At 64.5% G+C, this 23686-nt stretch carries 24 protein-coding genes; 13 read left to right on the top strand and 11 right to left on the bottom strand.

What is annotated here, in order from left to right:
- Positions 1-20 precede the first annotated feature (20 nt).
- Positions 21-596: a S24 family peptidase gene (locus tag HFP57_RS08830; RefSeq protein WP_176869431.1), complete on the bottom strand. Its 576-nt coding sequence runs from the start codon at positions 594-596 to the stop codon at positions 21-23.
- 157 nt (positions 597-753) lie between these two features.
- On the opposite strand from HFP57_RS08830, the gene HFP57_RS18275 reads away from it, so the two are divergent.
- The 6 genes from HFP57_RS18275 (at position 754) to odhB (ending at position 8087) form a co-directional block, all read left to right on the top strand.
- The gene (locus HFP57_RS18275) at positions 754-1023 is read left to right on the top strand and encodes a helix-turn-helix domain-containing protein (RefSeq protein WP_176869430.1); all 270 of its coding nucleotides are present in this window, start codon (positions 754-756) and stop codon (positions 1021-1023) included.
- Positions 1020-1856 (top strand): ParB/RepB/Spo0J family partition protein, encoded by an 837-nt coding sequence (locus HFP57_RS08820; RefSeq protein WP_176869429.1) that lies wholly within the window; start codon positions 1020-1022, stop codon positions 1854-1856. Before HFP57_RS18275 ends, HFP57_RS08820 begins: the two co-directional genes overlap by 4 nt.
- Before the next feature lie 122 nt (positions 1857-1978).
- A complete protein-coding gene (gene mdh, locus HFP57_RS08815; RefSeq protein WP_176869428.1) occupies positions 1979-2941 on the top strand; it encodes a malate dehydrogenase in 963 nt (320 codons plus the stop codon).
- A 31-nt stretch (positions 2942-2972) separates the two neighbouring features.
- Positions 2973-3857, top strand: coding sequence for a succinate--CoA ligase subunit alpha (gene sucD / locus HFP57_RS08810; RefSeq protein WP_176869427.1), 885 nt, complete (start codon positions 2973-2975; stop codon positions 3855-3857).
- 56 nt (positions 3858-3913) lie between these two features.
- A complete protein-coding gene (locus tag HFP57_RS08805; RefSeq protein ID WP_176869426.1) occupies positions 3914-6817 on the top strand; it encodes a 2-oxoglutarate dehydrogenase E1 component in 2904 nt (967 codons plus the stop codon).
- Position 6818: 1 nt separating this feature from the next.
- Positions 6819-8087, top strand: a complete 1269-nt coding sequence (odhB, locus tag HFP57_RS08800; protein WP_176869425.1) for a 2-oxoglutarate dehydrogenase complex dihydrolipoyllysine-residue succinyltransferase — start codon at positions 6819-6821, stop codon at positions 8085-8087.
- Here the strand turns inward: odhB and HFP57_RS08795 are convergent.
- Together HFP57_RS08795 and HFP57_RS08790 are read right to left on the bottom strand one after the other, a co-directional pair.
- Positions 8074-9045: a S41 family peptidase gene (locus tag HFP57_RS08795; RefSeq protein WP_176869424.1), complete on the bottom strand. Its 972-nt coding sequence runs from the start codon at positions 9043-9045 to the stop codon at positions 8074-8076. The genes odhB and HFP57_RS08795 overlap by 14 nt on opposite strands.
- Positions 9042-9515, bottom strand: a complete 474-nt coding sequence (locus HFP57_RS08790; RefSeq protein WP_176869423.1) for a MarR family winged helix-turn-helix transcriptional regulator — start codon at positions 9513-9515, stop codon at positions 9042-9044. The genes HFP57_RS08795 and HFP57_RS08790 overlap by 4 nt, the downstream gene beginning before the upstream one ends.
- A gap of 107 nt (positions 9516-9622) precedes the next feature.
- On the opposite strand from HFP57_RS08790, the gene lpdA reads away from it, so the two are divergent.
- The 3 genes from lpdA to HFP57_RS08775 all read left to right on the top strand — a co-directional run bounded on the left by lpdA (position 9623) and on the right by HFP57_RS08775 (position 12619).
- Positions 9623-11044: a dihydrolipoyl dehydrogenase gene (gene lpdA, locus HFP57_RS08785; RefSeq protein WP_176869422.1), complete on the top strand. Its 1422-nt coding sequence runs from the start codon at positions 9623-9625 to the stop codon at positions 11042-11044.
- Positions 11045-11173: 129 nt separating this feature from the next.
- Positions 11174-11863 carry a PepSY domain-containing protein gene (locus tag HFP57_RS08780; RefSeq protein ID WP_176869421.1) on the top strand — a complete coding sequence of 230 codons (690 nt, stop codon included), beginning with the start codon at positions 11174-11176 and terminating at the stop codon, positions 11861-11863.
- A 129-nt stretch (positions 11864-11992) separates the two neighbouring features.
- Positions 11993-12619, top strand: coding sequence for a trimeric intracellular cation channel family protein (locus tag HFP57_RS08775; RefSeq protein ID WP_176869420.1), 627 nt, complete (start codon positions 11993-11995; stop codon positions 12617-12619).
- On the opposite strand, the gene sppA is transcribed toward HFP57_RS08775, so the two are convergent.
- The 3 genes from sppA to HFP57_RS08760 form a co-directional block, all read right to left on the bottom strand.
- The gene (sppA, locus tag HFP57_RS08770; protein WP_176869419.1) at positions 12616-14499 is read right to left on the bottom strand and encodes a signal peptide peptidase SppA; all 1884 of its coding nucleotides are present in this window, start codon (positions 14497-14499) and stop codon (positions 12616-12618) included. The genes HFP57_RS08775 and sppA overlap by 4 nt on opposite strands.
- Before the next feature lie 255 nt (positions 14500-14754).
- Complete coding sequence (locus HFP57_RS08765) at positions 14755-15393, bottom strand: NrsF family protein (protein ID WP_176869418.1); 639 nt, start codon at positions 15391-15393, stop codon at positions 14755-14757.
- 4 nt (positions 15394-15397) lie between these two features.
- On the bottom strand, positions 15398-15922 hold the full coding sequence (locus tag HFP57_RS08760; RefSeq protein ID WP_176869417.1) for a sigma-70 family RNA polymerase sigma factor: 525 nt from the start codon (positions 15920-15922) through the stop codon (positions 15398-15400).
- A 498-nt stretch (positions 15923-16420) separates the two neighbouring features.
- Between HFP57_RS08760 and groES the strand changes: the two genes are divergently transcribed.
- From groES to HFP57_RS08745, 3 genes are all read left to right on the top strand, one after another.
- Positions 16421-16708 carry a co-chaperone GroES gene (gene groES, locus HFP57_RS08755; RefSeq protein ID WP_176869416.1) on the top strand — a complete coding sequence of 96 codons (288 nt, stop codon included), beginning with the start codon at positions 16421-16423 and terminating at the stop codon, positions 16706-16708.
- A 52-nt stretch (positions 16709-16760) separates the two neighbouring features.
- On the top strand, positions 16761-18407 hold the full coding sequence (gene groL, locus HFP57_RS08750; RefSeq protein WP_176869415.1) for a chaperonin GroEL: 1647 nt from the start codon (positions 16761-16763) through the stop codon (positions 18405-18407).
- Positions 18408-18529: 122 nt separating this feature from the next.
- Entirely contained in the window at positions 18530-19756 is a 1227-nt protein-coding gene (locus tag HFP57_RS08745) for an APC family permease (RefSeq protein WP_176869414.1), read from the top strand.
- Positions 19757-19774: 18 nt separating this feature from the next.
- Here the strand turns inward: HFP57_RS08745 and HFP57_RS08740 are convergent, their stop codons facing one another.
- The gene (locus tag HFP57_RS08740) at positions 19775-20497 is read right to left on the bottom strand and encodes a methyltransferase family protein (RefSeq protein ID WP_176869413.1); all 723 of its coding nucleotides are present in this window, start codon (positions 20495-20497) and stop codon (positions 19775-19777) included.
- A gap of 161 nt (positions 20498-20658) precedes the next feature.
- A complete protein-coding gene (locus HFP57_RS08735) occupies positions 20659-21081 on the bottom strand; it encodes an MAPEG family protein (protein WP_176869412.1) in 423 nt (140 codons plus the stop codon).
- Between the two features lie 130 nt (positions 21082-21211).
- On the opposite strand from HFP57_RS08735, the gene HFP57_RS08730 reads away from it, so the two are divergent.
- On the top strand, positions 21212-22144 hold the full coding sequence (locus tag HFP57_RS08730; RefSeq protein WP_176869411.1) for a LysR family transcriptional regulator: 933 nt from the start codon (positions 21212-21214) through the stop codon (positions 22142-22144).
- Here the strand turns inward: HFP57_RS08730 and HFP57_RS08725 are convergent.
- The 3 genes from HFP57_RS08725 to HFP57_RS08715 all read right to left on the bottom strand — a co-directional run bounded on the left by HFP57_RS08725 (position 22141) and on the right by HFP57_RS08715 (position 23646).
- A complete protein-coding gene (locus HFP57_RS08725; RefSeq protein ID WP_176869410.1) occupies positions 22141-22350 on the bottom strand; it encodes a hypothetical protein in 210 nt (69 codons plus the stop codon). The two genes, HFP57_RS08730 and HFP57_RS08725, sit on opposite strands and share 4 nt — an antisense overlap.
- Before the next feature lie 81 nt (positions 22351-22431).
- Positions 22432-22686 carry a hypothetical protein gene (locus HFP57_RS08720; RefSeq protein ID WP_176869409.1) on the bottom strand — a complete coding sequence of 85 codons (255 nt, stop codon included), beginning with the start codon at positions 22684-22686 and terminating at the stop codon, positions 22432-22434.
- Between the two features lie 129 nt (positions 22687-22815).
- Entirely contained in the window at positions 22816-23646 is an 831-nt protein-coding gene (locus HFP57_RS08715; protein ID WP_246263544.1) for an MlaA family lipoprotein, read from the bottom strand.
- Positions 23647-23686: the final 40 nt, after the last annotated feature.

Here is a 23686-nt window from a genome sequence, read left to right as displayed (position 1 = left end):
GCGGATCGATGTCGCCGGGGTTACAGCGCCGTGAGCGTCAACGCCCCGAGGACGCGCGCGACCGGCCGGATCGATCCGTCGAGCGCCGGCGGCTCGGCGCGGGGGACACGGATCGGCGGCAAGCGTCCGCTCGATGTTGACAGCAATATCGCATGCGCTTCGAAGGTGATCCGGCGAATGATCGGCTGTTCGTTGAGCATTACGATATAGACGCTGCCGTCGATCAGTTCGGACTCGCGCGGTTCGATATCCTTGCAGACGAGGATATCGCCTTCGCCCGCGATGTCGCCGAGCAGATCGTTGGGCATTTCGGCCAGCCAGAGATCGTCGGTGTCGCGAAGTTTTCGGTCGATCCAGCCGCGGCGGATCGGCATCGCATCGATGGCCGCGCCCCTGTCGCTGCCGGTGATCCGGGCGAGATCGTGAACCGGCAGGGTGACCCAGTCGATATCCGGTGCATCGACGAAGCTGCGCGCATTGCCGCCGTAGAGAAGCCAGCGCGGCGACACCTGCAATATGTCCGAAAGCGGGAAAAGCGCAGCCGAATCCGGCAAATTCTCGCCCTTCCATATTCGGCCCATCGTCGTTTTGGGCATACTGATCGCCGACGCGATTTCGCTCTGTTTCAGGCCAAGTTCCTTGGCGCGAGAGGCTATGCGTTCGGCAACAAACTGTTTGTCGAGAGGGGCTTGACTGTCCCGAATTCGGATTTTATCGTGCCGATATTGGTCTTTTTGGAGCCGAAACTCAGCCATGCCGCTCCACCCCATAGACATCAAGGCCAGACTGAAAAAGCTTCATGGAAGCGTCCTCGCGTTCGAACGCGCGCGCGGATTGCCGCCGGAATCGGTGCGCGATGTCCTGCGCGGGCGAAGCAATCGCCGGGTGGCCACAGCCATAGCGAAAGAACTCGATCTGGACATCCATTCTGTGTTTCCCGGTCCTCATGAATCCCGAAAACGGGACGATAACGCCGGAAACGGGGTTGCGCATCATCAAAATTCGGAACCCCGTCGGTCATGACCGGCGAGGTGGAAAGATGGGCAACGCCGCATGGCGCGAAAGGGGATGGTAAAGTCCGTCTCGTTCCCGTCGACGCCATCGACCTGAGCCGTCGACTGCGTCCGCTCGATGCCGGCTGGGCCGTGGCGCTCGGGCATACGATGCTCGGCGAGGGGCAGCGCGATCCCGTTTTGCTGGCGCGCGAGGGCGGCCGGGCCGGTTTCCGGTTGGTCAGCGGCGCGCACAGACTGGCTGCGGCGCACGCTTTTGCAGGTCTGTCGCCAGTCAGGGCGATCGTCATCGGTCCGCAAGGCGCCGAACACCGTCTGCGAGAAATCGCCGCTCAATTCGGGAGCAAAAATCTCCCGCCCATCGATCGCGCTGCCCGGATCGCCGATATGCGGGACCTTCTCGATACCGGAGATCTCGGTGATCGCGATTCCGGTTTTTCGGACGACCGGGTGCCCCGCCTCCACGCCGACAGGATTGCCGAACTGACCGGCCTGTCCAGGCCCGATATCGAACGGTCTCTGACGCTCCATCGTCGGCTGGCGGCGAGAGTGGCCGAAATGCTGCGCGGAGAGAAGGCGGCGCGGAGCGATACGCAGTTGCACGATCTTTCGAAACTGGCCTGGTCGATGCAGGAGCAGATAGCCTATCTTCTCCTCGACGGTGCGCGAAGCGTTGCCGAGGCCCGGGCGACGTTGCAGGATCGGGCGATAGCGAGTTCGCCGGCCCAGCAAATGGACGAATTTCTGGTGGCGTTCGAGCGAATGGACCCGGACGACAAACGACGCGCGCTGTTCCAGCTCGCCCGTCATTTGCCGGAAGGAATGGCCATTACCGGCATCTGATAATCGTCGCGAATTCCATTTCTTGCCGCTTCGCTCTTGTTGCGGTTGCCGACTCATGCCTCACCGTCTAAGCCCAGCCGGTTTTCGGGGCTTTGCCCGTTGCCAGACAGAAGAGGACAGACATGGCTCGCAACAAGATCGCGCTTATCGGTGCCGGCATGATCGGCGGCACGCTCGCCCATCTCGCCGCGATGAAGGAAATGGGCGATGTCGTTCTGTTCGATATTGCCGAGGGCATGCCGCAGGGCAAGGCGCTCGATCTTTCGCAGGCCGGACCGGTCGAGGGCTATGACAGCGCGCTGAAGGGCACGCAGGATTATGCCGATATCGCGGGTGCCGATGTCTGCATCGTGACCGCGGGTGTCGCGCGCAAACCCGGTATGAGCCGCGACGACCTCATTGAAATCAACCTCAAGGTGATGAAGGCCGTTGGCGAGGGCATCAAGACCCATGCGCCCGACGCTTTCGTTATCTGCATCACCAACCCGCTCGATGCTATGGTCTGGGCGCTGCGCGAATTCTCCGGCCTTCCGCACGAAAAGGTCTGCGGCATGGCGGGCGTGCTCGACAGCGCGCGCTTCCGTCATTTCCTCGCCGACGAGTTCGGCGTGTCGGTGGAAGATGTCACCGCGTTCGTCCTGGGGGGGCACGGCGATACGATGGTGCCGGTTCCGGCCTATTCGACGGTGGCCGGGATCCCGATCCCCGATCTCATCAAGATGGGCTGGTCGACACAGGACAAAATCGACGCGATCGTCGATCGCACGCGCAAGGGCGGCGGCGAGATTGTCGGCCTGCTCGGCAATGGCAGCGCCTATTATGCGCCGGCCACCAGCGCGATCATGATGGCCGAGAGCTATCTCAAGGACAAGAAGCGGGTTCTCCCCGCCGCCGCGCATCTGACCGGCCAGTATGGCGTCGATGACCTCTATGTCGGCGTGCCGGTGATCATCGGCAAAGACGGCGTCGAACGGATCGTCGAGATCGAGCTCGGCGACGAAGCCCGCGCGAATTTCAACGTGTCGGTCGATGCGGTGAAGGAACTGCTCGAAGCCTGTAAGGGCCTCGATTCCTCGCTCGCCTAGCGCCCCTCCAGAAAACAGGACAGCCAGCACGATGAGCATCCTCGTCGACAAGAATACGAAGGTCATCACCCAGGGCATGACCGGCGATACGGGCACCTTCCATACCCAGCAGGGTCTGGACTATGGGACGAAAATGGTCGCGGGCGTCACGCCGGGTAAAGGCGGGACCGAGCATCTCGGTTTGCCGGTCTTCGATACGGTTGCCGAAGCGCGCGATGCGACCGGCGCCGATGCGAGCGTCGTCTACGTGCCGCCGAAATTCGCCGCCGCTTCGATCATCGAGGCGATCGAGGCGGAGATTCCGCTGATCGTGGCGATCACCGAGGGGATTCCGGTGCTCGACATGGTAACGGTGAAGGGCCATCTCGAAGGCTCCAAATCGCGGCTGATCGGGCCGAACTGTCCCGGCGTGTTGACCCCCGACGAGTGCAAGATCGGCATCATGCCGGGCAGCATCTTCTCGAAGGGCTCGGTCGGCGTCGTCAGCCGCTCGGGCACGCTGACCTATGAGGCGGTGCACCAGACCACGGCCGTGGGGCTCGGCCAGTCGACGGCGGTCGGCATTGGCGGCGATCCGGTCAACGGCACGAACTTCATCGACATACTCGAGATGTTCCTCGCCGACGACGAAACCGAATCGATCGTGATGATCGGCGAGATCGGCGGCAGCGCCGAGGAAGAGGCCGCGCAGTTCCTGGCCGACGAAGCGAAGGCGGGCCGCTCCAAGCCGGTCGTTGGCTTCATCGCCGGGCGCACCGCGCCGCCGGGCCGCCGGATGGGCCATGCCGGGGCGATCGTTTCGGGCGGCAAGGGCGGCGCAGATGATAAGATCGCGGCGATGGAAGCCGCCGGCATCACTGTCTCTCCGAGCCCGTCCGAACTCGGCACGACGCTCGCGGAACTGCTCAAGGGTTGATAGAGGTGGTTCCCGACGCCAGATCGACGGTGTGGGACAGCTAGGGATCACAAAATATGGGCTATGAGGGCATCGACTTCTCAGAGCTGGAAGGCGTCAGCCCCTCCTTCGTGGAAGGCCTGTATCGGCGCTATCGTGGCAACCCCGATGCCGTCGACGTGAGCTGGCAGGCCTTTTTCGAAGAACTGGAAGAAACGGCGAGCGGCCCGAGCTGGCAACGTCCGAACTGGCCGGTTGCCGATACCGATGCGCTGACCGCGGGCCTCGATCCGACGCAGATGACGATCGCCGATCCGAACTGCGCGCCCGCTGCACCCTCTTACTCGCGCAAGCCGATTTCCTCCGACGAGATCGAGCGGGCCGCCGGCAATTCGATCCGCGCGATGATGCTGATCCGTACCTATCGCGTACGCGGCCATCTCGCAGCCAATCTCGATCCGCTGAAACTGCATGAGCGCGAGCTTCCCGCCGATCTGACGCCCGAATTTCACGGCTTTACGGCCGACGAACTCGACAGGCCCGTCTATCTCGGCGGTGCGCTGGGGATGGACAGTGCGACGGTCAACCAGATCGTCGCGATCCTGCGCGACAATTATTGCGGACCCGTCGGCCTCGAATATATGCATATCAACGATCTGGAGGAGCGCCGCTTCCTCCAGGAGCGGATGGAAGGCCAGGAGGCGACCATCCAGTTCACCCCCGAGGGCAAGCAGGCGATCCTGCGCAAGGTGATCGAGGCCGAGCAATGGGAAGGTTTTCTCGGCAAGAAATATGTCGGCACCAAGCGGTTCGGCCTCGATGGCGGAGAATCCATGGTTCCGGCGCTCGAGGCGATCATCAAATATGGCGGCGCCGACGGCGTGCGCGAGATGGTTATCGGCATGGCGCATCGCGGGCGGCTCAACGTGCTCGCCAACGTCATGGGCAAGCCCTATCGCGCGATCTTCCACGAATTTGCGGGCGGCGCGGCCAATCCCGAAGATGTCGGCGGGTCGGGCGACGTCAAATATCATCTCGGCACCTCGACCGACCGCGAGTTCGACGGGATCAGCGTCCACATGTCGCTCGTTCCCAATCCGTCGCATCTCGAGGCCGTCAACCCGGTCGTGCTCGGCAAGTCCCGGGCTACGCAGGTCGCCCGGGAGGATCTGGAAGAGCATAAGGAAGTGCTCCCCGTCCTGCTCCACGGCGACGCGGCCTTTGCCGGCCAGGGTATCGTCATGGAATGCTTCGGCTTCTCCGGCATTCGCGGCTACAATACGGGCGGTTGCATCCATTTCGTGATCAACAACCAGATCGGTTTCACCACCAGTCCCCAATTCGCGCGGTCCTCGCCTTATCCGTCGGACGTCGCCAAGATGGTGCAGGCGCCGATCCTGCATGTGAACGGCGACGATCCCGAGGCGGTCACCTTCGCCTGCAAGCTCGCCATCGAATTCCGCCAGACCTTCCATCGCGATGTCGTGATCGACATGTGGTGCTATCGCCGCTTCGGCCATAATGAGGGCGACGAGCCGAGCTTCACCCAGCCGGTCATGTATCGTGCGATCCGCTCGCATCCGAAGGTTTCCAGAATCTACGGGGATCGGCTGGTGACCGAGGGCGTGGTCGACGAAGACTGGGCCGACGCCGCTGTCGACGAGTTCAACACGCTGCTCGATGACGAGTTCGAGGCCGGGAAAAGCTACCTCCCCAACAAGGCCGACTGGTTTGGCGGGCGCTGGGAAGGGCTGGGCATGCCGGCCGATCCCGAGACCGCGCGGCGCGGAATCGTATCGGGTGTGAAAGAGGAAACGCTGCGCTCGATCGGCGACATCCTGACGACCGTTCCCGACGATGTGAACATCCACAAGACCTTGGGCCGGATCCTCGATGCGAAGCGCGCAATGTTCGAAAACGGCGAAGGGTTCGACTGGGCGACCGCCGAGGCGCTCGCCTTCGGTACCCTGCTCCACGAAGACTATCATGTCCGCCTGTCCGGCCAGGATTCGGGGCGCGGCACATTCAGCCAGCGGCATGCCGAATGGGTCGATCAGGAGACGGCGGAACGTTACACGCCTCTCCAGCAAGTCCCGGGCGGCCGGTTCGAGGTGCTCAACAGCCCGCTCTCCGAATATGGCGTGCTCGGCTTCGAATATGGCTATGCGCTCGCCGATCCGCAGACGCTCGTGCTCTGGGAAGCCCAGTTCGGCGATTTCGCCAACGGCGCGCAGATCATGATCGACCAGTTCATTGCATCGGGCGAGGCGAAATGGCTGCGGGCCAACGGCCTCGTGCTGCTGTTGCCGCACGGCTATGAAGGGCAGGGTCCCGAGCATAGCTCGGCCCGGCTCGAACGCTTCCTGCAGCTGTGCGCCGGCGATAACATGCAGGTCGCCAATATCACCGAGCCGGCCAACTATTTCCACGTGCTGCGCCGGCAGATGCGGCGCCCGTTCCGCAAGCCGCTCGTCATCATGACGCCGAAATCGCTGCTGCGGCACAAGGCGGCCGTATCGAACATCGGGGATTTTCTCGGCGACAGCCATTTCATGCGGATCAAGTCCGATCCCAGCGCCCCGGCTGACACGGATATCAAGCGGCTGGTCCTGTGTTCGGGCAAGGTCGCTTACGATCTGATCGAGGCGCGCGACGCGGCGAAAGACAAGAATACGTCCATCGTCCGGATCGAGCAGCTTTATCCCTTCCCGGGCGAGCCCCTGGTCGTTCGCCTCAAGCGCATGACCAATCTCGAAACTGTGGTCTGGGCCCAGGAAGAACCGAAAAACCAGGGTGCATGGATGTTCGCCCGCCACTATATCGAGGAATGTCTCGAAGAGGCGGCGGTCGGGGCGGATCGTCCCGACTATGCGGGACGCGAACCCAGCGCCTCGCCGGCCACGGGTCTCGCCAAGCGCCACAAGGAACAGCAGGAGGCGCTGGTCGCCGCCGCTCTGGGCCACAGCCAAGGAAAGAAATAGCATGGCAACCGATGTTGAAGTGCCCACGCTGGGGGAATCGATTACCGAAGCGACGCTTGGCGAATGGCTGAAACAGCCGGGCGATGCCGTCGGCCGCGACGAGCCGATCGCCAGCCTCGAAACCGACAAGGTTGCGGTGGAAGTGCCCTCGCCGGTGGCGGGAACCTTGGAAGAGCATCTTGTCGGTGTCGGCGACACGATCGAAGTCGGCGCCGTGATCGCGCGGATCGGCGACAGCAAGGGCGGCGCTGCGCCGAAAAAGACGGAGGAAAAGGCGGCCCCGGCCCCGGCGCCGGCCAAGCAGGAATCCGCGCCCGCCGAAAAGAAATCGCAGGAAGCCGATCCCAACGGTCCGCCGCTCACCCTGTCGCCCGCCGTGCGCCGGCTGGTGCTCGAGCATGGCGTCGACCCGTCCAGAATCAAGGGGACGGGCAAGGACGGCCGGCTGACCAAGGACGATGTGCTCGCCGCCGCCAAGGCCGACAAGGCCGAAGCGCGCGAGCCGAGCCTGGAGCGGACCGAACCGGCGCCTGCCGCTGCGAAATCCGCGCCCGCTGCCGCCGGAGAGCGCAACGAAGAGCGTGTGCGGATGACCCGCCTGCGCCAGACGATCGCCAAGCGGCTCAAGGAGGCGCAGGATACCGCCGCACTGCTGACGACCTTCAACGATGTCGACATGACGGCCGTGATGGATGCGCGGAAACAGTACAAGGACCTCTTCGAGAAGAAGCATGGCATCCGGCTCGGCTTCATGGGTTTCTTCGTGAAGGCGGCTTGCCTCGCGTTGCGCGATGTCCCCTCGGTCAACGCCCAGATCGACGGCGACGAGATCGTCTATCGCGACTATGTCGATGTCTCGGTCGCCGTCTCCGCGCCCAACGGCCTTGTCGTTCCGGTCATCCGCAATGCCGAAAGCATGAGCTTTGCCGAGATCGAGACGACGATCGCCGATTTCGGCCAGCGGGCGAAGGACGGCACGCTTTCGATGGACGAGATGCGCGGTGGTACCTTCACCATCTCCAACGGCGGCGTGTTCGGATCGCTGCTCTCGACCCCGATCATCAACCCGCCGCAGTCCGCCGTGCTCGGCATGCACCGGATCGAGCAGCGGCCCGTCGTCCTGCCCGACGGCTCGATCGCCGCGCGGCCGATGATGTATCTCGCGCTCTCCTACGATCACCGCCTGATCGACGGCCGCGAGGCGGTGACCGCGCTCGTCCGCATGAAGGAAGCGCTCGAAGATCCGATGCGGCTGCTTATCGACCTGTAGCGATCTCGGCGCGCGCCAGTTCCAGCGCGCGCTCGAGTGCGGCGTCCGCCGCGACCTCGATATCGGGCGTTACGCCGACTCCCTGCCAGTTGGTTCCCGTGATCGGGTTGATCGAACGGCCTTCCGGCAGGTCGAGCGCGAAATGGTCGTGGACCCGGCGATATTCGAACGGATGCGCGCCGCCGCCTGTCGTCTCGCCGATAATAACCGCGCGGCCCAGCGCCTGCAGATTATACGCGACCGCCTCGGCGGCCGAAAAGGTCCGCCGGGAGGTCAGGATATAGAGCGGCTTGGTTCCGCCGAACCGGCGGCCCGGCACCCAGGATGGCGATGTGTTCGCGCTGTGGGTGTCGGTCGGCCGGTCATAGGTGCCGCTGAGCGGCTGTTGCCCCTCGTCGAGCAGATAGCCGAGTATCAGGTTCGACGTTTCCGCGCCGCCGCCGTTGCGCCGGAGGTCGAGGATAAGCGCATCCGCTTGCGCAACCACGGTCATCGCGGCGGCGATCACATCGCCCGCCATGCCGGGCGGCGGAAAGACGCGCAGTTCGAGCAGCATGATATTGTCGTCCCACCGCTCGATCCGCTCGACGCCGTGATTGAGATGCGCGCCGTACCATCGCTCCATCTCGGCCGCCGAAAACCCCGTTTCGTCTCCCGCGATGATCGGCTCCGCGCTGTAGGACAGCCCCAGATGGCCGTCGCCCGACCGGGTCCGAAGCCATTGCGTGATGGTGCGGGCGAACAGCGCGGGATCGGATATGCCCTCCCAGCGCGCCGGGTTTCCGCGCAGCAGCCCGGCGAGTTCGCGCCCGCGTTCCGCATCGACATAGCGGTTTTCGAGGAGATCGGCCGTCGCCTCGATAATCGTCGCGCGGTCGTCGATCGTCAGCGGTTCCGCCTGCGCGGGCCATATGGCGAGCGCCAGCGCCGCCGCGATAAGCGGGATCCTGATCTTCATTTCCTCTTCTCCTCGAATGCTGCTGCGATCCGCTCGTCGAAGCTCCGCGCTTCCAGTCGCGCAATCGCCCGATCGATGGTTTCCGACAGGGCGTTCGGCAGTTCGCGGTCGAGCGCGTCGGCGGCCTCGTGCGTCGCGGCCCAGATTTCCTTCAGCTGGACGGCCAGCGCGACGCCCTGCTCGGTGAGCCCGACCCGGCGTGCGCGATGATCGGCGGACGGCTCCGGCTTTATCAGTCCGGACGCCTGCATCCGGTCGAGTGACTGGGTGATCGCCGGCTGGCTCACGCCGACATCCTTGGCAATCTCTCCGACCGAGGCCGGGCCGCCCGAGAGCAGCCGTCGCGCAATCGGATAGAAGCGCGGCTGGAAGGGCACGCGGTGTTCGTCATAGGTGCGCTGGACCCCTGTATCGAGCAGCGCGAGCAGGCGGCGCAATTGCGTGCCGAGACCGATAGGCGGGGTTTTCATATAAGCGCTTATACATACCGGCGTGCGTGATGCAATGGGTTGTTTTGTGGACGATCGAAGCTATGTGTCCGGGGCAGTTCCCGCCAAACAGTTTAGTGAGAAAAACAGTGGCCGAATTCGACTATGACGTGCTGGTGATCGGTTCCGGACCGGGCGGTTATGTCGCAGCGATCCGGGCGGCGCAGCTCGGGCTGAAAACGGCCTGCGCGGAAAGCCGCGAGACGCTGGGCGGAACCTGCCTCAATGTCGGCTGCATCCCGTCCAAGGCGATGCTGCATGCGTCCGAGCTCTTCGAGGAAGCGCATGAGGGCGCGCTCGAAAAGTTCGGGATCAAGCTGTCGGGCGCGAAGCTCGATCTCGATCAGATGCATGCGGAGAAGGACAAGGCGGTCGGCGAACTGACCGGCGGCATCGAATTCCTGTTCAAGAAGAACAAGATCGACTGGCTCAAGGGCCATGCAAAATTCACTGGCGAAAACACCGTCGAGGTCGGCGGCAAGAGCGTTACCGCGAAGGATATCGTCATCGCGACCGGCTCCTCGGTCACGCCGCTTCCCGGCGTCGAGATCGACAATGCCAAGCACCAGATCGTCGACTCCACGGGCGGGCTGGCCTTGCCCAAGGTGCCGAAAAAGATGGTCGTCATCGGCGGCGGAGTGATCGGCCTCGAGCTCGGCTCGGTCTGGCGGCGGCTCGGCGCGCAGGTCACCGTCGTCGAATTCCTCGACCAGATCCTGCCCGGTATGGACGGCGATATCCGCAAGGAAGCGGCCAAGATCTTCAAGAAGCAGGGTTTCGATATCCGCACCGGCACCAAGGTGACCGGCGCCGAGACGCTCAAGACGAAGGTCAAGCTGACGGTCGAGCCCGCGAACGGCGGCCCTTCGACAAGCTCAGGACAGGCGGAGATCATCGAGGCGGATTGCGTGCTCGTTTCGATCGGGCGGCGGCCGAACACCGAAGGGCTCGGCCTCGATGCGATCGGCCTCCAGGTCAACAATCGCGGCCAGATCGATATCGATCATGAATTCCGCACGAGCGTCCCCGGCGTCTGGGCGATCGGCGATGTCGTTCCCGGCCTGATGCTCGCCCACAAGGCGGAGGATGAGGGGATCGCGGTCGCCGAGAATATCGCGGGCCAGGTCGGCATCGTGAATCACGATGTCATTCCGTCGGTCGTCTATACAATGCCCGAGATCGCAGGCGTTGGCCTGACGGCCGAGGAAGCCAAGGACAAGGGTTATACAGTCAAGGCCGGCAAGTTCCCGATGATGGCGAACAGTCGCGCCAAGACCAACCGCGATACCGACGGCTTCGTGAAGGTGATCGCGGATGCCGAGACCGACCGGGTGCTCGGCGTCCATATCATCGCCTCGCTCGCCGGAACGATGATCGCCCAGGCGGCCCAGGCCATGGAATTCGGCGCGACGAGCGAGGATATCGCCTATACCTGCCACGCGCATCCGACCCATGCCGAGGCGCTGAAGGAAGCGGCGATGGCGGTGCAGGGCAAGCCGATCCATATTTAGGCTCCGTGCGTAGATATCATCCAATCCGCTCGGGCTGAGCTTGTCGAAGCCCTGTTCTTCCTTCTAACCGGTTGAGGGAAGAACAGCCCTTCGACTGGTTCAGGGCAAACGGATGTTGGAGAGCGGATCATGCGCCCGACCCTGACCAAATGGCATATCTGGCTCGGCTGGCTGGCCGGAGTGCCGCTGCTGCTCTGGACGATATCCGGCCTGTTCATGGTCGCGCGTCCCATCGAGGAAGTGCGCGGCACGCATCTGCGCGCCGTAACTCCGGCCGTCGCGCTGCCTGCCAGCCCGCCGGTTTTCCCGCGTATCGACAGCAGTATCCGGTCGGTCGATCGCGTCGAGCTGGTCCAGCGCCCCGGCGGCGCGCAATGGATCATCCGCTACAGCGATGGCGGCGGCCGGCGCGCCTCTCCGGAAAACGGCGCCTGGCTCGCCCCGCAACTGACCAGCGCCGAGGCCGCGCGGATCGCCGAAGCCGCCTATGCCGGCGATAAACCGCTCGCCCGGATGCAGCGCTTCGCGGCCGACGCCAATCCGATGGACCTGCGCCGGGGCCGCCCCGCCTGGCAGGCGCGGTTCGGCGACAGCCACCATGTCTATGTGGACGCCGAAACCGGCGATGTCCTCGCCGTCCGCACCCGGTTCTGGCGCGCCTTCGACTTCATGTGGGGGCTGCACATCATGGACCTGCAGCAGCGCGAGGATACCAGCCATCCGATCCTCATCGTCTCGGCGGCGCTGGCGCTGCTGATGGTGGTGCTCGGCCTCGTCGTGCTGCCATGGCGCTATTTGCGGAAACGAAAAGCCGGTTAGAAAGCCTGCCGTCACCCTGAACTTGTTTCAGGGTCCACTTTTCAATCGGCACCTGCGTACCGGGATGATGAGTGGATGCTGAAACAAGTTCAGCATGACGAGAGGAACGTTGGTGGTTAAAGGCGAGCGATGACCCCGATCGACTTCCCCATCGGCCCCGTGCTTTCCGCGCTCGATCTTGCCGGGATCGGCCTGTTTGCGGCGACGGGCGCGGTCGCGGCGGCGCGGGCGAAGCAGACGCTCGTCACCTTCGCCTTTTTCGCGTTGGCGACTGGCGTCGGCGGCGGCACCGTACGGGACCTGCTGATCGGCGCGCCGGTTTTCTGGATCGTGGATACGCGCCCGCTGATCGCCTGCCTCGTCATCGCGCTGCTGATCTGGGTGACGCCCGCGCGGCTCTGGCGCGGCAAGGCATTGGACTGGCTCGATGCGGTCGGCATGGCCGCCTATGCCGTGTTCGGCGCTGCGAAAGCTCTGAGCTTCGGCGTCCCGCCCGTCGCCGCCGTGATGATGGGTATCTTCACGGCCTGCCTCGGCGGCATCATCCGCGATGTGCTCGCCGGTGAGCCCTCGATCATATTGCGGCCCGAGCTGTACGTGACCGCCGCCGCGCTGGCCGCGGCGCTGTTCGTCGGGCTGAGCGCAGCGGGCGTGATGCTGCCGGTCGCAGCGGGCGTCTCGGCCCTGGCGGGTTTCGCGCTCCGGGCGCTGGCGATCTGGAAAGGCTTGGCGCTGCCCGTATATCGGGGCGGTTAGCTCCGCAACCACCCCAGCAACATGGCCCGCACGGTCGCCTCTTCCCCGCCGCTCGCCCGTCCCGGCGGCACTTCCACCGGGCATTCCAGACACCTGAGTTGCATCGCCGGGCCGTTCAGCAGCAGCTGCATCTCCGCCGTCACCGTCGCCATTATCGCGCGCGGATCGGGGGCGAGGGTCGTCCAGATGTCGCGTGGGGCGGCGCTCTGTTCGGCATCTTCCTCGCGCGTCCAGTTGCGGATGAATTCGGCGAAAGGATTGGGCGGTTGCTCGATCCACAAGATGCGGACATTGTCGGCGTCCACTTCGGCGCGCCGCGCGGCTTCGGCGACGGCGTCGTCGAGATTGCCGAAGGCGTCGACCAGGCCTAGCTGGCGCGCGGTGCCGCCGGCCCATACGCGGCCCTCGGCGATCTCGGCGATCCGCTCGACCGGCATGTCGCGATTGTCGCTGACCAGGCTCAGGAAGCGGCGGTAGATATCCTCGACACCGGACTGGAACAGGCGTTGCGCTTCGGGGGAAAGCCCGCCGAAGATATCGGGTTCGCCGGATAGCGGCGTCGTCGTCACGCCGTCGGCGCCGATATCGAGCTGATCGAGCGTCCCTTCGAAGCTCGGAATGAGGCCGAATACGCCGATCGAGCCGGTGATCGTGCCGGGTTCGGCCATGATATGGTCGCCCGCCGTCGCGACCCAATAGCCGCCCGATGCGGCGAGATCGCCCATCGAGACGATAACCGGAACATCGCCTTCCTCTTCGGCAAAGGTCAGTACCGCGCGGCGGATGCGTTCGGAGGCGAGCGCCGATCCGCCGGGCGAATCGACGCGCAGCACGAGCGCGGAGAAATCGTGATTCTGCGAGGCTTCGCGCAGCAGTTCGGCGATCGTTTCGCCGCCCGCCGTGCCCGGAGGCGCTTCGCCGTCGACGATCGGGCCGCCAACGGTCACGACGCCGATATTGGTGCCGCCGCCGCGCCGCGGATTGGCGGCGATCCAGTTGGCGAGGCGGATGGCCTCGAAGCCGGTCTTCTCGTCCTCGCCGGAGATTTCGGCAACCCGCGCCTGCCAGTCCACCCGGCTGCCGATCCGGTCGACCATTCCGGCGTCGCGCGCGGCGGTGGCGAGATCATTGTTCGCGGCTTCGACGAGATCGGCGGGTGTTGCGATGATTGCATCGAGATCGGCCTGCGGCCGCGCCCGGGCGACATCCTCGCGATAGGCTTCGAATAGCGTGTCGGCGAGCGCCTGGCTGGCCTCGCGCGCCTCGGGGGACTGTTCGGACTCGCTGAAGGGTTCGACCGCGGACTTGAATTCGCCGACGCGGAAGACGTTCACGTTCACGCCGATATTCTCGAGCATTTCGCCATAATAGAGACGGTTGCCGCCCGGGCCGAGGATCAGCGCCCCGCCCATCGGATGGACCCAGATTTCGCTCGCATGGGCGGCGAGCGCATAGGCATCGTCGCCATAGCCGGTCGCATAGGCGATCACCGGCTTGTCGGCGTCGCGCACCGTCTGGATCGCGTCGGCGACGCGGGCGATGGCCGTCTGGCCGCCGCCGAGAAACCCGTCGAGATCGAGCGCGACGGCGGTGACGCGCTCGTCGGTCGCGGCGGTTTCCAGCGCCTGGACGATATCGCGCAGGCGGTGCTGGCGGACCGGTTCGCCGCCGGTCAGCAGTGCGAACGGACTGACCTCTTCGGGCTGTTCGACGACCACGCCTTCGAGATTGAGATGCAGCGCGCCTTCACCGGGCACGACCGGATTGGGGCTCGCCGTGAGCAGCGCGTATAGCAGCCCGAAAAAGAGCAAGAGGAGCAGCAGGACGAGCGCGTCCTTGATCCCCACCAAAACCTTCCAGGCACCGCGCAACAGCCGCATCACATGCTCCTCAATATTTCTATGGATGCTATTTAGGGATGCGGGCGCCTGGAAACAAACACGGTTCTGCGGACAGGCGTGGCGTTTCCACTAAGCGGAGCAGCTGAGAAACGGCCACACCGTCATTGCGAGCGCAGCGAAGCAATCCAGAGCTGTAATCGTTCTCGCCTGCAGCTCTGGATTGCCGCGTCGCCTCCGGCTCCTCGCAATGACGCTCTCACCGGCCTCAACTGATCCCAATATGGGGTCGGACACCTACCACCGCACGAGGCGCGGGACGATGAGCCTGCCAGCCAGCGTCGTCGCGGCGATGGCGAGCGTGTACCACAGCCCGATATAGACGATGTCGTTATGCGGGCAATGCATCGAATAGGCGAGCGCGCCGAGGCTGCCCGCGGCAAGGCCGGTGACGGTACCCGCGCGTTCGGGCGAGGTCGGCGCGCCGCGCCTGAGCCACCAGGTCAGCACCGCGCCGAGGACGAGCCCGATGCCGATCGAATAGGTCAGGCACTCCACGCCATTGGCCGGATGGAGGCGCTCGGCGACGGGCGTACGGCTGACCAGCGCCGCGATGGCGGCGGAAATCGGGACGATCAGCGCAGCGGCGCCCGCCCAGCGCCAGCCGCTGCGGCTCGTGCCGACGGCGGGGCGCGCCATGCCCGTCGCCGCGCTGAGGCTGGCCGCCCCGAGCAGGATCAGCAGGCCGGAGCGGATCAGGAACATCGTATCGGTCGCCGACGAACCGAAATGGCTGCGGAAGCCGAGCGTCGAGACGACGAACACGCCGCCCAGCGCGGTCAGAAAGACCATGCCGCCGATGGCGCCGGCTGCATTGAGCGGCTTTACCGGCGTCAGCTCCTCGGCAAGGCTGTCCAGATCGAAACCCGTCGACATTATCTCATTCTTCCTCGATCGCCGCGGCCATGCGTTTCATGCCGCGATGAATATTCACTTTTACCAGCGATTCCGACTGGCCGGTTTTCTGCGAGGCCTCGGCAATCGTCAGCCCCTCGATCTTGACGAGCTTGATCGCCAGCGCCTGCTTTTCGGGGATCAGCCCCATCAGCCGCTCGAGCCCGATCTTCGCCGCGACGGCCGGATCCGAAGGATCGGCGGCCAGTTCCTCGTTCAGCTCCACCTCTTTCGCGCGATAGGCTTTGCGCAGATGGTCGATCCAGCGATAGCGCGCGATCGCCGCCAGCCAGGGCAGGAACGCCCGGGACGGATCATAGGATGCACGCTTGCGGTGGAGCGAGATCAGGGTGTCCTGCACGAGATCATCCAGGACGTGCGGCCCGATCTTGCGGGCATAATAGCGTTTGAGCCAGGTCTCGCACTCGCCGAGCAGGGTGCGATAGGCGCCCTTGTCGCCGGTCTGGGCGAGCGCCATGAGGCGCGACAATGTCTCGTCGTCTGCAACCACGGCACCGATCTAGCACGCAAATCGGCGCTGTGCAGCCCGGTCTCCGCCCGCCGGTCGAAAAGGGGTGGGGAACCATCCGACACAATGCGACCCTTGGACTGCGGCCGCCGGACGGTTCCCCGGCCCTCGATCGCCCGTCCGCGCGGGGAGGCATCTTTCGCGCGCACGGTTCCTGAACGCTTGCTCGGGGGCAGCCTGCAAGCTTTTCGGAATTGTGCCAATCGAGGGATAAGCGATATATTCATGACATGAACCCGGCTGTTCACCGGCCGGTTCGCGCGGAGCGCCGGGGCGGTTACACCCGGCATCCGGAAAATTTCCGAATTTTGCGCTTTTTCCTTGAAAGCCGGGGCAGAGGGCCTAAATGCGCTTCTGTTAGCACTCGCGCTTAGGGAGTGCTAAAATTTGTTTTTGCATGATCGGGCGATCGGGCGGGCGCTTCACGGGGAACCGTCTCGTCATCGTCTTCGAAATTGGGAATTGAGGAAAGGAATTACAATGGGATTTCGTCCGCTGCACGATCGCGTGCTTGTCCGCCGCGTAGAGGCCGACGCCAAGACCGCCGGTGGCATCATCATTCCGGATAGCGCCCAGGAAAAGCCACAGGAAGGCGAAGTCGTCGCCGCCGGTTCGGGCCTCAAGGCCGACGACGGCAAGGTCACTCCGCTGGACGTCAAGAAGGGCGACCGGATCCTGTTCGGCAAATGGTCGGGCACCGAAGTCAAGCTCGACGGCGAAGAGCTGATCATCATGAAGGAAAGCGACATTCTCGGCATCGTTGCCTGAGTATCGAAAGCTTTTTCTTTCGCGAACACGAACCAAACAGAGGTAAGCTATCATGGCAGGTAAAGACGTAAAATTCGGACGCGACGCGCGCGAGCGCATCATGAAGGGCGTGGACATTCTCGCCGACGCGGTGAAGGTCACGCTCGGTCCCAAGGGCCGCAACGTGGTACTCGACAAGAGCTTCGGCGCGCCGCGCATCACCAAGGACGGCGTCACCGTCGCCAAGGAAATCGAACTCAAGGACAAGTTCGAGAATATGGGCGCGCAGATGGTCCGCGAAGTCGCTTCGAAGACCAACGACATCGCCGGTGACGGCACGACGACCGCGACGGTTCTCGCCCAGGCGATCGTCAAGGAAGGCATGAAGTCGGTCGCCGCCGGCATGAACCCGATGGACCTGAAGCGCGGCATCGATCTCGCCGTCGGCAAGGTCGTCGAGGACATCCAGAAGCGTTCGAAGAACGTCAAGAGCTCGGACGAAGTCGCCCAGGTCGGCGTGATTTCGGCCAATGGCGACCGCGAAGTCGGCGAGAAGATCGCCGAAGCCATGGACAAGGTCGGCAAGGAAGGCGTGATCACCGTGGAAGAGGCCAAGGGCCTCGAATTCGAACTCGATGTCGTCGAAGGCATGCAGTTCGACCGCGGCTATCTGAGCCCCTATTTCGTCACCAATCCGGACAAGATGAATGTCGAGCTCGAAAACCCGTACATCCTGATCCACGAGAAGAAGCTGTCGAGCCTGCAGGACATGCTGCCGATCCTCGAATCGGTCGTCCAGTCGGGCCGTCCGCTGCTGATCATCGCGGAAGACATCGAAGGCGAAGCGCTCGCGACCCTGGTGGTCAACAAGCTGCGCGGCGGCCTCAAGGTTGCCGCGGTCAAGGCGCCGGGCTTCGGCGATCGCCGCAAGGCGATGCTCGAAGACATCGCGATCCTGACCAAGGGCGAGATGATCTCCGAAGATCTCGGCATCAAGCTGGAATCGGTCACGCTCGGCATGCTCGGCGAAGCCAAGCGCGTCACCATCGACAAGGACAACACGACCATCGTCGACGGTGCGGGCCAGAAGAAGGCGATTGCCGGTCGCGTCGATGCGATCCGTCAGCAGATCGAAACCACGACCAGCGACTATGACCGCGAGAAGCTCCAGGAGCGTCTCGCCAAGCTCGCCGGCGGCGTGGCCGTGATCAAGGTCGGCGGTGCCACCGAAGTCGAGGTGAAGGAACGCAAGGACCGTGTCGACGACGCGCTCCACGCCACCCGCGCCGCGGTCGAAGAAGGCATCGTCCCGGGCGGCGGAACCGCGCTGCTCTATGCCACCAAGGCATTGAACGGCCTGGAAGGCGAAAATGACGACCAGACCCGCGGCGTCGATATCGTCCGCAAGGCGCTCTACGCGCCGGTCCGTCAGATCGCCGAAAATGCCGGCCATGACGGCGCGGTCGTTTCGGGCAAACTGCTCGACGGCAAGGACGCCAAGCTCGGCTTCAACGCCCAGACCGATGTCTATGAGGATCTGGTCAAGGCCGGCGTGATCGACCCGACCAAGGTCGTGCGCGCCGCGCTGCAGGATGCGGCGTCGGTCGCCGGTCTGCTCATCACCACCGAAGCGACGGTGGCCGAGCTTCCGGAAGACAAGGCTGCGGCTGCTCCGGCCATGCCCGACATGGGCGGCATGGGCGGCGGCATGGGCTTCTAAGCCCGGGCGCCAGCCACACGAAAAGAAGGGCCGGAGGAGCGATCCTCCGGCCCTTTTTTGTGCGCCGTACCCGGGCGGGCCGATTTTGAGCCCTAGCCGGTTCGGGCTATGGGATGGCCGTAATGCCCAGTTCCCCGGCCGACCCCGCACCCCTAGCCCTCCGGCGCAGCGTCACCGGTCCGCTGCTCGTCCTGTACGGCGTCGGGACGATGATCGGCGCGGGCATTTATGCGCTGATCGGGGAGGTCGCGGCGGCGGCGGGGCTCTTCGCGCCGCTCTCCTTCCTGCTGGCCTCGCTGATCGCGGCGCTGACCGCGGCCAGTTTCGCCGAACTCGCCGCGCGCTATCCGCAATCGGCGGGCGAGGCGGCCTATGTCTCGGCCGCCTTCGCCGAGCGGCGGATCGCGCTGCTCGTCGGCCTGCTCATCATCGCTTCGGGGATAGTCTCGTCGGGCGTGATGTTCCGGGGTTTCGCGGGCTATGCCGGTGGCCTGGTGAGTTTCGAGCCCTGGCACGCCTATCTCGGCCTCGCCCTTCTGATCGGCGGACTCGCGAGCTGGGGGATCGGACAGTCGGTCCTGGCGATCGCCGCGATCACGATCGTCGAGGTCGGCGCGATACTATTCGTCATCGCGCTGGGCGTGGTCCAGGGGATCGATCTGCCGGACGCGCCTCCTGCGTTCGGTTCGGCCGAGGTCGCGGGCGTCGTCGCCGGGGCGGTGCTCGCCTTCTATGCGTTCATCGGCTTCGAGGACATGGTCAACATCGCCGAGGAAGTGAAGCGCCCGCGCCGGACGCTGCCGATCGCGATCCTGCTGGCGCTGCTGCTGACGGCGCTGATCTATATCGCACTGGCGGTCGTCGCGATCGGCAGCACATCGACGACCGAGCTGGCGCGCAGCACCGAGCCGATGACCCTGATCCTCTCGCAGCTCACCGATGCGCCGAGCCGGTGGATGAGCTATGTCGCGATGCTGGCGGTGCTGAACGGCGCGCTGGTCCAGGTCGTGATGGCCTCGCGGGTGCTGTTCGGCCTGTCGCGCCAGCGGCTGATCGCGCCTTGGTTCGGCCGCGTGCATCCTAGAACCCGGACGCCGATCGCCGCGACGCTCCTCGTGATCGGCGGCGTGTTCGCGGCCGCCGTGCTGCTGCCGCTTGCCACGCTCGCGCAGTTCACCGCGATGTTCCTGCTGATCGTCTTCGCCCTTGTGAATGTGGCGCTCATTCGCGTGCGCCGGATGGACATGGCGCCGCCCACCCATTTCACGGCGCCGCGGACCGTGCCCCATCTCGGCGCGGCGACGGCCACCCTGTTCGCGCTGGCCAGCGGCTATCAGATCGTAAGCTGAGGCGCGCCACGTCCCCGTCTAGAACCGCGGCAAGAAGGTCGGAACGCGCCGCCGATAATGGCGATAGACGTCGCCCAGTTCCTCGATCAGATCGGCTTCCTCGAAGGGTGTCGCGATCAGGACGTAGACGAGGGCCGCCAGCGAGAAAACGAGATGGCCGGCGCTCAGATGCGGCACAAGGAGCGGCGCCGTAATCCAGCCGAGGCTGATCGGGTGGCGGACGACCGCGTAGAGATAGCGCGCGCTGAAGCGGCCTTCGGGCGGCCGCGTGTTGCGGAAACGCTCCCAGGCCTGGGCGATGCCGAGAAAGCGGAAATGGCCGAAATGAAAGGTTGCGGCGAGCATCATTCCCCAGCAACCGAGATAGAGTGCCCAGATGGCGATCTGCCCCGGGAGCCACTGGACGTTCCAGATGGTGGCCGGGATCGGTTCCCACAGGAGCACGAGCGGCGCGATCAGGCCGGCGGTCATATAGACATAGGTGGCGCGTTCGATGGAGGCGGGAACGAATTTCGTCCACCAGCGCTTGAACGAGGTGCGGGCCGTGATCGAGTGATGCAGGCCGAACAGCCAGAGCAATCCCGCATCGGTCAGCGCAGCGGTCCAGGGCGATCCCGCCGGCCCGTCCCCGATCGCCTTGGGAACGCCGATATTCGCGATAAAGCCGACCATATAGGCAATCGACGCCATCCCGATCAGATAGCCGAGCGTCGCATAGAGAAGGATCAGGGTCTTTTTCATCGGACTGCGCCTCCGTCGAAGATCGATAACGGGCGATTAGCCGGCGGGCGTTTGAACGAGCGTTGGAAGGTGCGTTGAATCTTGGACGAGAGCCAAAGAAAGGGCCGGGCGCTGTGTCGCGCCCGGCCCTTCAGTAATGCTCGTACAGGGCGGGGAGGGGGCTAGGCCGTGCCGAGCATGAAGAGCAGATAACCGCCAAGGCCGATGCCCGAGAAACCGGTTCCCATGGCGCCGGCAATGCGGGCGGCGATGAAGAATGTGCTGCCCTTGTCGCCGTGCGAACCGGTCAGCGAGCCAAAGGCGAGAATGTGGAAAAACCGCGCGGCAAGGAAGACCCCGGCAAAGGCCCAGAGCAGGGCTGAAGGCGCGCCGACCAGTTCGGCGAGCGCGAGCGTAACGACGAAAAGCGCTGCATTTTCGGAAAGATTGCCGTGGCGGCGGACCTTGCGTTCCAGGTCGCGATCCTCTCCGATACCGAGATTGACACCGTGTTTTCCACGATGGGCGCCGACTGTTACCATGAGTATCAGCTGGACGATGAGGATGATCGCGGCGACGGTTGCAGAGATAACGGGAAGCGGCATGGTCGTCCTTTCGGCGCAGAGTTGACGGGCTATTTTTCGAGGCTTAGTGGTGCAAATATTCGACGTCCAAGCCTAATTATGCACCTTGGTGGCGCGCTTATTAGCCAACTGAATGGGGAGCGATCGTCCGATGGCCCGCGCGGCAGACCCCGACTGGGAAGATATCAAGACGTTCAACGCGGTGATGGCGGCCGGCACGGTCCGCAACGCCGCCCGGGATCTCGGCGTCCATCACTCGACCGTGAGCCGGCGGATCGAGGCGCTCGAACAATGCCTGAAGGTGCGGCTCTTCGATCGGCGTCCCGAAGGCTATGCACCGACCCAGGCCGGCGAGGAGCTGGCGGCGATCGCCGGCGGTTTCGGGAACGAGCTGAACGCCATCACCCGCCGGATCGCGGGGCGTGACGACATGTTGCCCGGCAAGCTGACCGTGACGATGGCGGAGCCGCTGGCGACCGGCATCTTCGCGCCGCGCCTCGCGGAATTCAGCGACAGCTATCCGGGGCTCGAGCTCGATATCATCGTCACCTACGAGCAGCTCGACGTGTCGCGCCGGGAAGCCGATATCGCGGTACGGATGAACAACAATCCGCCCGAAACGCTGGTCGGAAAACGCTATTTTCCCTATTTTACGAGCATCTACGCGGCCCCGGCCTATCTCGAAACGCACGATTTTGCGGCGGCCCCGGAAAAGGCGCGCTGGCTCGGCTGGGGCGATACCGAAGGCCGCTATCCCGACTGGACCCAGCGGACCGATTTCGCGAAAGTGCCGGTATGGGGCGCGTTCGACCGGCCCTCGCTGCAGATCGCGGCCGCCGAGGCGGGGATGGGCCTCGCCATGCTGCCGTGCATGATGGGCGATTTGGCGCCGGGACTGGTGCGCGCGACCGACCGCAAGCCGGAACCGGCGCGCGACATCTGGGTGTTGACGCACAACGATCTGCGCCGGACGGCCCGGGTGCGCGCCTTCATGGATTTTGCCGAGGAGGTGATCCGGGACAACAAGTCGCTGCTGACCGGCGAAGGCGGCGACCAGCGCCAGGCTATACCGGCGGCCGGCTAATGTTCCTCGTCGCCGGGATCGGCGGGTTCCGGTTCGGGTGTCCGGATCGCGGTTTCATACTCGGCCTGCGCTTCGTCCAGCGCGGCGGCCGCCTCGTCCAGCTGGCGCTCTTCGGTGCTCGTGGTGCCCGATTCGCCCTGCGTTCCGCCGCACGCGGCGAGCGGCGCGACAAGCATCGACGATATGAGGATATGGCTTATCTTCATCCGGCTTTCTTCCCCCCAAAAAGAAAAGGCCGCGCTCCGATGCCGGGCGCGGCCTTTCCCGTGTCTGGTAAGACCCGTGCCTTATTCGGCTTCGGCATCTTCCATGTCGGTTGCATCTTCGGCAGCGGCTTCGACATCGCCGGCCATCTCGTCCATTTCGGCCATCGCATCGTCGGCGGCGGCTTCCATGTCGGCAGCGGCTTCGTCGGCAGCGGCTTCCACGTCCGCAGCGGCTTCTTCGGCATCCGTTTCCACGGCTTCCTGCTCGGCTTCAGCGCACGCCGCCAGTCCAAGCGAAGCCGCGAGGGCCAAAGGCAATGCAAAAGTCTTAGTCATGGGTCACTCTCCCAGTGGTTGACAAGTTAACGTAAAACGACTTGAGCCCCCGAGGGGGTATCCCCCGAAACCAGTCGCGGATTTTTACCTCCGCTCGGGCGGTAAAGCAATATATTGCTGATCGGCCGCTTATTCGGGCTCTACAGGCGCCAAATCCTCAGTGTCTTCGATATCCTCGATATCCTCGAGCGCGGCTTCGAAAGCCGCGTCTTCGCCTTCGCTCAGATCGTCTCCGTCGGCGGCGAAGCCGGCAGTATCGTAATTGAGGATTTCGTTTTCGCGGCGCTGGAAATAGGCGGAGCGGGCGGCCGCATAGGGATCGGCGCTGCTTTCGAGGAAATCGTCGACACCGGCGTCGATCAGTTCGGAGCGCGTGCTGATAATGCTGCCCGCCCGGATTCCCCATTGCTCCTGTGTGGTGAGATTGAGACCGCGATCGAAGAAGATCGTTACGGGATTGGCGACGAAATCGACGATCGTGCCGACCGTGTCGCGCTGCGTGGAGGGGCCGAGAAACGGGTTCATGACATAGCCGCCATCGCCGACGCCCCATGCCGCCAGCGTCTGGCCGAAATCCTCGGGCGCCGGTTCGATGCCGAGATCCGTGGCGTGATCGGCCAGGCCGCCGACCCCGATCGTCGAATTGATGATGAAACGGCCGAGATTGCGCAGCGCCCGGCCCGGCTTGCCCTGCAGCAGGTTGTTGATGAACGACCAGGGCTCGGTGAGATTGCGGAAGACGTTGGCGATGCCGCGGCGCGCGGGCTGCGGGGTGATCGTCCGGTAGACTTCCGTCACGGGCCGGATTGCGACGGTGTCGATCCCCTGGTTCACCGCCCACATATCGCGGTTGAATTCTTCGTGCGGGTCGCGGTCCGCGATCCCGTTCGGCCCGGCCTGCGTCGTCGCACAGGCGCCGAGAAACAACATCAACAGCAACGAAGTCAGGAGCTTACGCAAGGGAACACTCTCCACGGACCGACGGAATTGGCCGCCTGAA

Origin of the sequence: Parasphingopyxis algicola, assembly GCF_013378075.1 — a bacterium.
Lineage (GTDB): Bacteria > Pseudomonadota > Alphaproteobacteria > Sphingomonadales > Sphingomonadaceae > Parasphingopyxis > Parasphingopyxis algicola.
The sequence above is the reverse complement of the archived record's forward strand: the minus strand, read 5'-3'. Positions and strand labels throughout refer to the sequence as shown.